Source organism: Pseudomonas algeriensis (assembly GCF_048847255.1).
Taxonomy (GTDB): domain Bacteria; phylum Pseudomonadota; class Gammaproteobacteria; order Pseudomonadales; family Pseudomonadaceae; genus Aquipseudomonas.
On sequence record NZ_JBKKRK010000002.1, the window covers coordinates 98125 to 112199 of the forward strand.

Genomic DNA, 14075 nt, shown 5'->3' on the forward strand with positions numbered 1-14075 from the left:
ATTAAGCGCTCCGCAGCCTCTGATACGACCGTGCGGCCCCGGATGCGCGCAAGGAGAACAAACCCAAAGGCAGTGCCTTGGAATTGGCCGAAGCGGTGTTCGTTTACCACAATGGGGTGCAGTCGTATTACGCGGCGCGTGGGTTTCGTGGGGTGCTGCAGGTTTAAGACAAACCCATGGCGAGGGAGCTTGCTCGCGCCGGGTTGCGCAGCAGCCCCCGGCGGCATGGCAGGGGAAAACGGTTGGCAGGTTTTGCGACTGCTGCGCAGTCGAGCGGGAGCAAGCTCCCTCGCCGCGGAGGTCGCCGCCGCGAAATCGCCTCACTGAAAAGTCAGAACCTCACATCCCTTGGCCTCAAGGATCTGCGCGAAGCCCGGCAACCGCGCCACAAAATCCGTCTCGAACGCCAGATACCGTTCCTGCGCCGGCACGTAACGAATCTCAGGCTTGACGCGCGGGATATCCTTGGTCGAGAGCTTCACTACCTCATTGCTGCGTTGATTCCAAAACCATGCCAGGGTCTGGGTGCCGAAGGTGTTGGCGCGATAACGCCACACCCACCAATCACCATGCCCACGGGACACATGAAGCTGTCCATGGAACGTGCGCAGCGTGATCACCTGCTTGGGCTGGGTGACCAGCAGGCGGGTGTCCTGGCGCAGCTCGCTGCCGAAGCCGTCCAACGTCGCCTTCGCCTTGGCACCGGTGATGAAATTGAAGCGCCACGCCAACAGCACCGTCTCTTGATAACCCGAGTGCTCGACGTTCGGCCGCGCGCCTTCGCTGAACAGCAAAATCTCGTCACCGCCCAGGTACGCGGTCGATGCGCGCAGCTTATAAGCCTCGGCGGGCATTGGCTTGGCGGCGACGGCCTGGTGCGGCGGGTCCTGGTTCCAGACCCAGCAGCGCTTGCCGTTGTGTTGCATGAACAGCAATCGGCGCGGGCCGACGGGCAGGATGGTCAGCTCATCCGAGTCCTCGAAAATCACCTCGCTGCTGTCCGCCGTGGTCCGCCAGATCCTCGTCAGGTGCTTGGGCTCGTAAATGCGCTGGCGCTCGAATATCGTGTCGTCTGCCACAACGCAGGGTTCTTCGAATGCCTGCCACTCCTGGCCGGCAGGTCCGAAGTCCTCGATGGTATCGCCCCGGCGAATCTCATATTTGAACCGATCATCCGCGCTGTAATCGCCGCGTTTGACCTGGCGTCGCCACAGGCTGCGCTGGGCGTTGGCGTCGATCAGCCGCAGGTCCCCGCCATCCACCTCATCGGTGCGTTGTTCGAGCATGTCCAGCTCGACAGGCGGCCACTGGTTGTAGTCGATCAAAAAGCACAACCACCGGTCTTCGTCCTGCTCGGTGATGGCAGCCCAGCCATTGCGATAGTTGTATTCATGCACGTGAGTGGGGCCGGGGTAGTCATGGACTTCCTGCAGCCAGTTCACCTTGCCGCGCTTGGTCTTGGCCGGTTTGTGTTCGGTCACCATGGGCTTGGGCGGCTCGATCAATCTCGGCGTGAATCTGGGTTCGCCACGTGGGCTTTGCCAATGCTGGGCAAACGCCTCGCGTTGGTCGGAGGGGAAAATAACCGGCCGATAATCATCGCCGCCGGCGTCCAGGTTCCACAGGTCGTAACCCTGGTGCGACAACAGCGCCGCCAGCGCCTCGAAGCAGACCTCGGGCATCTCGTTGGACAGCTCATCCAATAACGTCTCGAACCCCGGGCCGGCGAACACCCCGATGTCGGGGTAGTAATGCTGCAGCAGCCCAAGCAAGTCGCTGCCGGGTGTTTTCCAATCGATATGAACCAACGGATCAAAGGGCGATGGCGTCACGGCTGTCCTCCCGGTGAATTCTCTGCGCCGATCTTAGGCAAATCGATAACCCGTGGCGAGGGCGCAAGGTCCCTCGCCACGGTGTTACAGCAAGCCCCTTTCAAAGCTCTGGAAACTCATCCAGATAACACACCGGTGAGCTCGACTCCGTGCGTTTCTCCACCTCATCCTCCAACCACTGCGCCAGCACCACCGCGTTATTTTCATCCGTCGATTTGGCCGCATACACCAGGGTAAGCGTTCCATCCCGCGCAAGGTCCACCAGCTTCCACCAATGCTCCGGCCGCGCCGCCAATTCCTTGCGATACGCCTCGCGGAACTGCTCGAACGAAACCGCGCCCGCCTTGAACGCCTTGCGCAATGGGTGGGAAGGCCCGAGCTGCGGCAGCCACTCGGTGATCGCCAAGGCATCCTTGGGGCAGTTACGCGGCCACAAGCGGTCCACCAGCACCCGCACGCCATCCTCGGCGGTGGCGGTTTCGTAGGCGCGTTTGCATCGGATCATCAGGGCCCGCCTGTGGAAACTGGACCGACTGAGCATAGGTCGCCGACGAGGAGGTGACCAGCGAGCCACCCATCGGAAAATTGGAATTCCATCCCCTCATTCAAAAGCCATGGGCGCTCAAGCAAAGGCACTGCCCCCAGCGCGGCGGACATGATGGGCGCAGCACTGTGGGATTTTTCGAGCCGCAATCCGCCCCGGATTCGGTTTCTCCGTTTGATTTGTCGACAGGAACCGTCGGGTCGTCTTGGCGTGACCCGCTGTATCAGGAATGAGTGAACACAATGAATAGAAGTTACCGAGTCGTCTGGAATGCCGTGATGGGCGCATGGCAGGTGGCATCCGAGTTGGTCAAAAGCCAAGGCAAGGACAAAAGCCGTCAATCCCTCAACCTCAGGCTGAGCCTCGTCATGGGCGTGGGCGGCGGTGTATTCGCCTCGTTTGCCACGGCGGGGCCTTTGCCGTCCGGCGGCAATATCGTGGCGGGTAACGGCAGCATCCACCAGGGCGGCACGGGCATGGTCATTCATCAGGGCAGCGACAAGCTTGCGATTGACTGGCAGAGCTTTTCCATCGGCAAGGGCAACACCGTCCAGTTCGTCCAGCCTGGCGCGAATTCTGTCGCATTGAACCGGGTATTGGGCTCGGATGTGTCGGTGATCCAGGGCGCGCTGAAAGCCAACGGCCAGGTGTTCCTGGTCAACCCCAACGGCGTATTGTTCACCCCCGGCGCGCAAGTGGATGTGGGCGGTCTGGTGGCCTCCACGCTTAATCTATCCACCGAAGATTTCCTTGCCGGCAATTACCGTTTCAGTGGCGACAGCGCCGCGTCGGTGGTCAACCAGGGCAACATCAACGCAGCGCAGGGCGGCACTGTTGCCCTGATCGCTGCGAAAATCGTCAACGAAGGCAACATCACCGCGCACAAGGGCAACGTGGTGCTGGGCGCCGGCAGCGTCGTGACGCTCGACTTGGGTGGGCCGGTGCAGTTGGAAGTCCAGGAAGGCGCGTTGCAGGCGTTGATTGAAAACGGCGGTGCCATTCGTGCCGATGCCGGGAAAATCCTGCTGACCGCCCGTGCGGCGGAAACCCTGGCGAGCACCGTGATCAACAACACCGGCCTGATCGAAGCCCGTTCCCTGGATGTCGGTGAAAACGGCGTGGTCACGTTGATGGGCGACCGGGGCGACGTACAAGTGGCCGGGCGCATCGATGTGTCTTCCGACACCGCCAAGGGCGGCAAGATTGTCGTGACCGGGGATCGCGTGGCCATCAACGGCGGCGCTGCGCTCGACGCCACCGGCGCCAAGGGCGGCGGCGAGATTTACGTGGGCGGGAGCTGGCAAGGCAAGGACGCTTCGATCAAGCAGGCCAGCCAGACCACTATCGCCGCTGGCGCCGTGCTCGATGCATCGGCCACCGATAACGGCAAAGGCGGCACCGTGGTGGCCTGGTCGGATGTGAAGAAGCCTGGCAGCGTGACGCGCGTGGACGGCACCTTGAAAGCCACCGGCGGCGCCAAGGGCGGTGACGGCGGCAAGATCGAAACCAGCGGCGCCAAGCTGGCGGTGAGCAAAGCCGCCGATGCCTCGGCCAAAAACGGCAAGGGCGGCTTGTGGTTGCTCGATCCGGACAGCGTCACGGTGGGACCGGGCAACGGCGGGTTGACGGGCGGCGCCAACGGGACAGAGGCCACGGTCGGTTTCAACGCGATCGATACGGCCCTGGCCGGCGGCACCGATGTGGCGATCAAAGCCGACAACAGCATCCACTGGAACGGCGACTACACCCCGACGAACATCAGCGGCGATCGGACGCTGACCTTGCAGTCCGGGCACAACGACGTCGGCACGGGCCGCTACGTCTTCGGCAATATCTTCCTCAACGGTGATATCGATGCCAGCGGCGCGGGCAATGGCAACAGTTTGGCGTTGATCTTCAATGGCAAGATGGCGCTCAACACCGACGTCAGCCTGAAGAGCAACGGCGGCAACATCGTGTTTGCCGGCGTGGTGGATTCCGATGCGGTGGCCAACAAGCGCGAGCTGCGCGTGGACGCAGGTTCAGGCTCGATCATCTTCAGCGACATGGTCGGCGGTAACAGCGCCCTGGGCGCCCTGTACGCGACCACCAGTGGCGCCGGCAAGACGTATATCAACGGTGCAAAAGTCTTCACCAGCGGCGAGCAGGTCTACAACGGTGCGGTTGAGATGGGCACCTCGCAGTTCCTGAACGCAGACTTCGAAAACGGCCTGGTCGGCTGGAAGACCTCCATCGACCAGTTCTTCACTGGTGTGACCGTGGTGGAGGGCGTGGTATCTCCCGATGACCCGACGCTGCCAACCACATCGCCGACCAATGGCAACCCGCCGAGCGTTTCGCCTGGCGACCAGGGCGACATGAACTACAAGCCCCTCACACCGGTCGTCGCGGCTGGCCAGGGCCAGGACGGTGGCGCTGCGCTGCTGCTGGGCACCGAGAACAACTCCAACTGCCAGAACGCACCCGCCGGTTGCATCATGCGCGGTCCGTCGGTAGTGAGCGAGGGCACGGTCTCCCTGGCGGCGGGGGAAGCGGTCAGTTTCGATTACAAACCGGTTGCGGGCGGCGACACCTATGACGTCTTCGGCTATCTGTTGAACGTCAACACCGGTGAATACCAGATCATCCTGAACGAAACGGGGAACGGCACGGGCGCGGTGGATTGGAAAAGCCATACGGCGACCGCTGACAAGGCCGGCACGTACAAATTCGTGTTCGTTTCGGGCAGTTTCGACCAGACCGCCGGCAAGCAGGTTGGCGGCTCGCTGTACGTCGACAACATCAAGACCAACACCTCTGGCAGCAAGGGCCTGCAAGGCAGTTCGATTACGTTCAACGGCAGCCTCAACGGCACCGACAACAACCTGGCCATCAAGGCCGACGATATCAACTTCAACGGCGGCGCCGGCAGCGTTACCGGCAATGGCTCCATTGCCCTTGAAACCAACACCCCGAGCAAAAACATTGCCGTGGGCGGCAGCACCGGCGACGCCGCCGGTTCGTTGGAACTGACCGGCACCGACATCAGCGCCCTGGGCGACGGGTTCACTTCCGTCAAGATCGGTGGCGCGGACATGACCGGTGACATCAGCATCATCGAAGCCACCCGCATCAACGACAACCTTATCCTCGATGCCGGCACCGGCGATATCCACATCAACGACCAGTTGACCGTGGCGGACGCACCGGGCGCCGGCAACGACGACAACAAACCGGCTCCGGTCCTGGCATTGCAAAGCAATGGCGGCAAGATCGACCAGACCGCTGGCGGCGCCATTGTCGCCGATGGCCTGGTGTTGCTGGGTGACGGCGCCGTCCATGACCTGGACAACGCCGCCAACGACGTCGACACGATTGCCAGCGACACCGGCACCGTCAGCTTTGCCGATGTCGATGACCTGACCGTCGGCGTCGTCACCGTTCCTGACAGCCAGACCCCGGCGAACCCGCAAGGTGTGCCGGTGGCCGGCATGACTCAGACCGGCGACCTGAACCTTATCGCCGACACGCTCACGGTCGGCCAGGCATTGGCGACCCAGGGCAATACGAGCCTGACCGCCGACGAAATCGATCTCGCCGCGAGCGTTGCCGGTGGCGGCAGTCTCACCTTGCAGCAGAAGACCCCAGGCCTGGATATCCACGTGGGCGGCAGTGATGACCCAGAGGTGACCGGGCCAAACGATCCGCTGGTGCTGTCCGACGCTGACCTGGCCAACATCCAGGACGGTTTCGACAAGGTCGTCATCGGCAATGACAAGACCCGCAACATCACCGTCGACGATGAAGGCGCGACGCTCATGGACGACCTGGCGTTGGTCGCCAACGGTGTCCTGAACCTGCTGGGCGATCTGGCCCTCGAGGATCCCGAAGGCAACGACGAAGACGGCACGACCGGCAAAGGCCTGACCCTCACCGTCGACGCCGGCAAAGGGGCGACCCAGGCAACGGGCGCGACCATTACCGCGGACGAATTGGCCCTGCGCGGCGAAGGCGATTTCGACCTGGGCAAGGGGCATGACGTGGGCGTGATCGCCGCCGATGTCGGCAGCTTGAAATTCGCCGGCAACGGCAACCTGACGGTTGGCGTCGTGGACGGCACCGTGGGGATTACCTCCGACGAAGCGGTCACCCTGAAAACCGACCACGACCTGTCGCTGGTAAAAGGCATCACCATCGAAAACGGCCCACGGGATGACGTCGGCCAGGGTCAAACCCGCGCCGACGACATCATCACCCTGGACGTGGCGGGCAACACCACTCAGGCCGGTGACGCCGGGGCCAAGCTCGATGCCAGCGGCCTGGTGCTGCTGGGCGGCAACTACGCCCTGGGCAACAGCGGCAACGTGATCGGCGATATCGCCAGTGATGCGGGCAAGGTCCAGTTCAACAACAACGGGAACCTCAAGGTGGGCTCGCTTACCGCGACCCATGCCGATGGCACGCAAACGACCGTCACCGGTGTGAACAACACTGGCGACGTCAGCATCGCCACCGACGGTGATCTGGCGATCAACGAAGCGCTGGCCACCAGCGGCAACGTGTTCCTCAACGTCGATGGCAAGACCACCCAGGATGCCAACGGCAACATCACCGCTGACGGCCTGGCGCTCAATGGCGGCGACTTCGAGTTGCGCAACAACGGCAACGTGGTGGGCGACATTGCCAGCGAGGCGGGCAAGGTCGCGTTCAACAACACTGGCAATTTGAAGGTCGGCACGCTGACTGAAACCGACGGCAACGGCAACGTGGTCAAGACGACCACCGGCGTGAACAACACCGGCGACGTGAGCATCGGCACCGACGGCGATCTGGCGATCAACGAAGAACTGGTCACCAGCGGCAACGTGTTCCTGAACGTCGATGGCAAGACCACCCAAGATGCCAACGGCAACATCACCGCTGACGGCCTGGCGCTCAACGGCGGCGACTTCGAGTTGCGCAACAACGGCAACGTGGTGGGCGACATCGCCAGCGAGGCGGGCAAGGTCGCGTTCAACAACACTGGCAACCTGAAGGTCGGCACGCTGACTGAAACCGACGGCAACGGCAACGTGGTCAAGTCCACCACCGGGGTGAACAACACCGGCGACGTCAGCATCGGCACCGACGGCGATCTGGCGATCAACGAAGAACTGGTCACCAGCGGCAACGTGTTCCTCAACGTCGATGGCAAGACCACCCAAGATGCCAACGGCACCATCACCGCCGATGGCCTGGCGCTAAAGGGCGGCGATTTTGACCTGCGCAATGCCAGCAACTGGGTCGGCGATATCGCCAGCCGGGCGAAGGACGTCAACTTCGTCAACCGCACGGACGTCACCGTCGGCAGGCTGACCGAGACGGCGCTGGACGGCACCCAGCTGGATCAGATCGTTGGCATCGGCAACACCGGCAAAGTCCAGGTTGTAACGACCACCGGTAATATCACCCTGACCGAGAACGTCAGCACCACCAGCAATGCCGCTGATGCGATCGTGCTCAACGCCGGTCAATCCGCTTCGGCGGGCGTGGCCTCGGGCGGTGACGTGAAAGCCAACGCGGGCGTGACGGTGTCCACCGGCGCGGGTGGCCGGGCGGTGATCTACACCGGCAGCCTCGCCGGCAGCACCGGCGTGGTGGATGTGGTGGGCAGTGGCAGCGGCAACTTCCGCTACAACAGCGACGAGCAGCAGAGCAATTTCGGTCGGACGCTGGGCAACACCGGGGTTCATGCCATATACCGCGAGCAACCGACGCTGGTGGTGTCCACGAACGGTACGACCACCCAGACCAAACCATTCGACGGCCAAACCACGTTCAACGGTGGCGGTGCAGCCGGTTTCGACGTCAACGGCCTGCAGAACGGTGACACCAAACAGATGCTCGGCCAGCCGGAGTATTCGATAGGGAACCCAGACCCTGGCACCCACCAGATCAATATCGGTGGGCTGGCTGACCTCGGTTACCTGATCGTCAGCGACCCGGCCAATGCCAACCTCACGGTGACGCAGTCCATCGATCTCAGGGCCATCCAGCAGAGCGTCGCCGATGCAACGCGCATCGTCGTGCAAGTGACTTCGCCCCATGCGCCGGAGCTCAATCCGGTCCAGCCGAAACCGACTGATTGGTCCGGCGTCGGGGTCGAGGACGGCGGCCTGCTGCTGGTGGATCAGAGCGGCGCGCCGGCAAACGCCAATGGCGGCAACGCTGCGGGCGACGCCCTGGCCCAAGGCGACGGCGATTCGGCTGCCCAGGCCCAGGACGCCGACAGCGAGCGGGAACTGGCCGGGACTGTCTGCGCCGACGGCGGTGTATCGGGTGGGGCCGCCTGTGCGGCCTACCCGCCACAGACTGTTTTCGTCGTGCGCGGCGGTGTGCGCTTGCCGAGCCTGGCCATGCGTCCCTGACCCCTGACACTCACTTTTCCCTTTGAAGGAGCCCCTTGGCCGCGTCCCCGGACGCGGTCATGGGCTCAGGCAACCCGCTTTATTCGAGACATATTCAATGCATAACAAATTGATGTATTGCGCCGCTGGTCTGGCGCTGTTGTCCACTTCCCCGGCCTGGGCGGCGACCCTACCGGCACGCCCAATCCCTGACGCGGGGCGCATCCTGCAAGAACTGCCGATTCCTCAACAGGAACTGCCGCAAAGCATTCGCCTGGACGTCGAGGCGCCGCAACCGGCGCAGGAAAAAGTCGGCGGCGCCAAGGTCCAGCTCAATGCCGTGCGTTTCACCGACAATACCCGTATCGACGAGGCCAGCCTGCAACGCGTCGTCGCGCCGGCCATTGGCAAGTCTCTTGATCTGGACGAGCTGCGGGAAATCGCCCGGCAGGTCACGCTTTACTACCGTGAGCACGGTTACCCGTTTGCACGCGCCTACCTGCCGGCTCAGCGCATGGCCAACGGCGAGCTGACCATCGCGGTGATCGAAGGGCGTTATGGCAAAGTCACTGCCGTCAACGACGATGCAAAACTGGCCGCGCAGGCGCAGCCCTTCCTGGACGACTTGCAGCCGGGCGACGTGATCGAGCGTGACCGCCTGGAGCGCAGCATTCTGGTTCTGTCCGACCTGCCGGGCGTGGCGGTTCGTCCGGTCATCCGCCCGGGTGACGAGCTCGGTACGGGCGACCTCGATGCCCAGGTGAGCAAAACCAAGGCCTTCGAAGGCAAGGCCACGCTGGACAACCACGGCAACCGGTATTCGGGGCGCAATCGCCTGACGGTACAAGGTGACTGGAACAGCCCGATGATGCTGGGCGACCGGCTGAGCGCCGCCGTGATGGCCACCGATGAGGAGCTGTATTTCGGCAGCCTCGGCTACTCGATGCCATTGGGAACCTCTGGCCTGCGCGGCAACGTGGGCTACGCCAAAAGCTCCTATGACCTGGGCGCTGAATTCGCCGACCTGGGCGCGACCGGTACCGCCGAAGTCAGCAGCGTCGGCTTGAGTTATCCGCTCGTTCGCAGCAATCAGGCGAACCTCATGCTGGCCGGGCAGTACCAGCACAAGGATCTAGAAGATAAGTACGAAGTACTGGGCCTGAGCTTTGAAAAAAGCAGCGACTCGCTGCCCATCAGCCTGCAGTTCGATGTAAGGGACACCTTGCTCGGCGGCGGCATCACCTACGGCGGCGCGACGCTGACCTACGGTGACTTGAAACTCGATTCCGCCCTGCGCGAGGGCGACCGTCAGACCGCCCAGACCGAAGGTCAATTCAGCAAGGTGAACGTCGACCTTGCCCGCCTGCAAGCGCTGCCCGCCAACTTCACGCTGTTCGCCCGGTTCCTCGGCCAATGGAGCCAGGACAACCTCGATTCCTCCGAAGATTTCAGCCTCGGTGGCATCGATGGGGTGCGGGCTTATCCACAAAGCGAAGCCTCGGGCGACGAAGGCATGCTGACCCAGATCGAGCTTCGCTACCCCATCGACAAGCTGACGCCTTACCTGTTCTGGGACGCCGGCAAAGTGCGCATCAACCACGACGAGTGGGCTGATGAGGAAAACACCCGCAGCATCTCCGGCGGCGGTGTGGGTTTGCGCGCTCAGTACGGCCCGCTCTCGTTCGACGCAACGGTCGCCTGGCGTCACTCCGGCGGTGAAGCGCAGAGCGACACGCGTCAGGAAAACCCACAACTGCTGGCCCAGATTGGTTACCAGTTCTAACCAAACGCCGCTCATTCAAGGTAGTCAACAAACCCGTGGCGAGGGAGCTTGCTCCCGCTGGGCTGCGCAGCAGGCCCTGCAGTTCGGCACAGTTAGTCGACCATATCTCGTTTGTGGCGAGGGGATTTATCCCCTCGCCACATGTCTATGCCCCCCCAACTACATCCCACCCCGAACGGCATGACCGTTTATCGTCTGTTGAAAATTTGATAGCTTCAGTTCTCGCCCGCCCTGCCGTTATATCCATTTATTGCCGGCCCGATAGGTGATCTTCCGCCGGCAGTTTCGCGACAGAGAGCTGGCTAAACACAACAAGAGACCTGGCGAATGGACAACGGACGATACGCAAGGCAGGCAGCGACGGCGGAGGGCACGGCGGTGTCCGAGCCCGTGCCGCATATCCTGCTGATCGATGATATCCCCGAAGACATCCGCGCCACGCTCATCCTCTTGAAGGCCCAGCCCTGGCGCATTTCCCTGGCCAGCGACGCCTATCAGGGCTATCAACGGGCACTTGCGCTGCGCCCGGACCTGATCGTCCTGGATGTGCACATGCCACAAATGGACGGCTTCAGCCTGTGCAGGCTCTTGCGCGAGGCACCGGCCACCCGGCATATCCCGATTCTGTTCCTGTCTTCTGCAAATACCTCATTGGAACGATTGGAAGGGCTGACCGTGGGCGCCGTGGACTACATCCCCAAATCCTGCGCCCCCGAAGAAGTGCTGGCGCGCATCAAGATCCACCTGCAGCTGACTTGGCGCGCACCACCGACCGTCCAGGAAAGTCCGGCCGATCCGGAGCCGCAGGGTGATGAAATCGTGCTGCGCGCGGCCATGCGACTGATAGAAAACCAGTTGGACGACATGCCGTCCCTGGGCATGCTCGCGCAAAAAGTCGGCACCCATGAGAAACGCCTCTCCGCCATTTTTCGCGAGCATCTCGGGCTGACCGTGTTCGCCTATATTCGCGACGCGCGATTGCGGCGCGGCCAGGATCTACTGTGCGAAAGCGCCATGAGCGTGCAGGATGTCGCCGAACTGGTGGGCTTTCGCAGCGCCTGCAACTTCACCACGGCCTTCCGCCAGCGAATCGGCATGACGCCCAGCCAGTTTCGCCAGCAAACCCTGGGCATCGTTGAAACCGAGTCGGCCGGGCGCACCTGATGCGGCTTCTTCAGTTTCTGTTGCTGACCATTACATTGTTATCCACAGGCCTGCTGCGTGCGGCACCTGTGGATATCTGCCGCGCCGACTCTCTGAACCTGATGTCCGTCGTGCGGATTCTCGAAGACACTCAGGCACGCCTGAGCCTGGAAGAAGTCGCTCGGCTGCCAGACACGCAGTTCAAAGCCGCCACCCCAAGCTGGCCGACGCAGGGCTACAGCCGCTCCGCCTTCTGGTTGAAGTTTCGGCTGACCAATTCGAGCGATGCGGCGTGTTCGCGCTTGCTGGTGGTCGGGGCGCCGCGCCTGGAAGACATCCGCGTCTACCAACCGGGGTACGAGGCCCACGGCGGCGGCGCCTATCCCCTGGCCGAATGGCCTCAGCCGGCGGCGCGCCAGCCGGCGTTCCCGGTGTCGTTGGCGGCGGGGCAAAGCACCACGGTGTTCGTCCGGGTGGCGAGCAACTTCCAGATGCTGCTGGAGCCGGAACTGTGGTCCGAACCGGCGCTGCTGCGCAGTCAGCAACAGACGTACCTGAGCGACGGGCTCTCCCTCGGCATTGTCCTGCTGGTCGTGCCGTTCGGCTTTATCGTCGGCTGGATCCTGCGCTCCCGGCTGCTGATGGTGAACGCGGGTGCGGTACTGAGCTACATCCTGCTGACCTGCATCCTCAACGGTTACCTGATCTACTGGCCGTCGGCGCTGGGCTGGATGCGCGAGCTGCTGACCTGCGCCAGCGCGCTCTCGTTCGTACTGTTCCTGGCGTACTTCCGTGTACTGTTGCAGGTGTCCCAGCTGCCCAGGATCATCGGCTGGAGCTATTGGGTGCCGCTGCTAGGTTGTGTCTTCGGCCGACTTTGGTGGTTGAAGATCGATGCGGTCCAGGGCGCGCAGATCGTTCAGGTCTTCCTGATGAGTTTCTACGGCGTGTTGTTCGCTACGTTATTCATGGCGTGGCGCAGGCGGCTGAGCTATAGCTGGATGGCATGGCTGGTGCCTGGGCTCTTGGTGGGGCAACTGCTGATGCGGATTTTCTTCCCCCAGGAACAATTGCCCTGGCAGTCGCCGGAAAGCAAGTACAGCCTGTCTTCCACCTTGGCGGGCGTGGTGTTGCTGGTGTGCACCTTGATCATGGAAGTGGCCCGCAGCCGCAACCGGGAAAAGCACGCGCTGTCGACCCTCGAACAGCAACGCCAGGCAGAGCACGAGCGCCTGGAAAGCACCGTGGCCCTGCGCACCTCGCAGCTGCGCGACTCCCTCGCGGCTCGCAGCGCATTGATGGCGCGGATCAGCCACGACCTGCGCTCGCCACTGGTGCGCATCATCGACTATGCGCGCCTGCTACACGGCGGGCCGAATCGCGACTACCCGGCGACGATCGAGCGCAACGCCCGTCAACAACTGGAGCTGATCGACGAGATGCTCGAGTTCTCCCAGGGCGAGCTGGAGCAGATGCAACTGACCCTCGCGCCGGGCTATCTGTACGGCTTTCTCCAGGAAATCGCCGACGAGGCGGGCTTTCTCGCCGCGCGCCAGGGCAACAGCTTCAACGCGGTAATGGCCCAGGACCTGCCGCCCCTGGTGGAGGCCGACTTCAAACGGCTTCGGCAGGTGCTGATGAACCTTCTGGCGAACGCGGCGAAATTCACCCGCAACGGCCAGATCCGTTTCGAAGTGGGCTGTTGTCCGGGAGCAACCGCTGACACCGTGGAGCTGCGCTTCAGCGTGATCGATACCGGCATCGGCATCGATCCGCAAGAATTCGAACAACTGCTGCAACCGTTCCGCCGTGGCCGCAACGCCCAACGCTACGAAGGCAGCGGGCTGGGGCTGTCCATCGTCACCCAATTGCTGGAACGCATGGGCAGCCGTCTCGAACCCCAGGCCACGGGGCAGGGCAGCCACTTCAGTTTTCGCCTGCAACTCAAATGCGCCCAGGAAGATGACCTGGAAAACGGCATCGTCGATAACAACATCACGCCGCTCGATGGCCAGGGCAAACACGTGTTGCTGGTGGACGACATCGAACAAAACAGCGAATGGCTCTATGACCTGCTGGCCGGTTACGGTTTCGATGTGAGCATGGCGGCGAGCGGCGAAGATGCCTTGGCTTGCCTGGCGGAACAGCCAGTCGACCTGCTGATCAGCGATCAGATGATGCCTGGGATGGACGGTTGGGAACTGCTGCGACACGTTCGCGCCCGTGAGCATGATCTGCCCGTGATGCTTTATTCAGCGGTCCCGCCACACAGGCCGCCGGGTTACCCCGAGGACCTGGCCTTCGACGCTGTGCTGCTCAAGCCCACCGACAGCCGCCAATTGCTGGCGCGGATCAAGACCCTGGTTTGCCCGGACACGGTGCATCGAGCAATGGCCCGGGAGTTCTAG

At 62.8% G+C, this 14075-nt stretch carries 7 protein-coding genes; 5 read left to right on the top strand and 2 right to left on the bottom strand.

What is annotated here, in order from left to right; all coding sequences use genetic code 11:
* The first annotated feature begins 95 nt into the window (after positions 1–95).
* Positions 96–167 (top strand): DUF4256 domain-containing protein, encoded by a 72-nt coding sequence (locus tag ACLK1G_RS03275; protein WP_420764448.1) that lies wholly within the window; start codon positions 96–98, stop codon positions 165–167.
* Positions 168–320: 153 nt separating this feature from the next.
* Here the strand turns inward: ACLK1G_RS03275 and ACLK1G_RS03280 are convergent, their stop codons facing one another.
* Together ACLK1G_RS03280 and ACLK1G_RS03285 are read right to left on the bottom strand one after the other, a co-directional pair.
* Positions 321–1832, bottom strand: a complete 1512-nt coding sequence (locus tag ACLK1G_RS03280; protein WP_420764120.1) for a DUF6630 family protein — start codon at positions 1830–1832, stop codon at positions 321–323.
* Between the two features lie 100 nt (positions 1833–1932).
* Positions 1933–2337 (bottom strand): DUF488 domain-containing protein, encoded by a 405-nt coding sequence (locus ACLK1G_RS03285; protein WP_420764121.1) that lies wholly within the window; start codon positions 2335–2337, stop codon positions 1933–1935.
* Positions 2338–2618: 281 nt separating this feature from the next.
* On the opposite strand from ACLK1G_RS03285, the gene ACLK1G_RS03290 reads away from it, so the two are divergent.
* From ACLK1G_RS03290 to ACLK1G_RS03305, 4 genes are all read left to right on the top strand, one after another.
* Complete coding sequence (locus ACLK1G_RS03290; RefSeq protein ID WP_420764122.1) at positions 2619–8762, top strand: two-partner secretion domain-containing protein; 6144 nt, start codon at positions 2619–2621, stop codon at positions 8760–8762.
* A 97-nt stretch (positions 8763–8859) separates the two neighbouring features.
* Positions 8860–10524: a ShlB/FhaC/HecB family hemolysin secretion/activation protein gene (locus ACLK1G_RS03295; RefSeq protein ID WP_420764123.1), complete on the top strand. Its 1665-nt coding sequence runs from the start codon at positions 8860–8862 to the stop codon at positions 10522–10524.
* 327 nt (positions 10525–10851) lie between these two features.
* Positions 10852–11688: a response regulator transcription factor gene (locus tag ACLK1G_RS03300; protein ID WP_420764124.1), complete on the top strand. Its 837-nt coding sequence runs from the start codon at positions 10852–10854 to the stop codon at positions 11686–11688.
* Positions 11688–14075 carry a 7TM-DISM domain-containing protein gene (locus tag ACLK1G_RS03305; RefSeq protein WP_420764125.1) on the top strand — a complete coding sequence of 796 codons (2388 nt, stop codon included), beginning with the start codon at positions 11688–11690 and terminating at the stop codon, positions 14073–14075. The genes ACLK1G_RS03300 and ACLK1G_RS03305 overlap by 1 nt, the downstream gene beginning before the upstream one ends.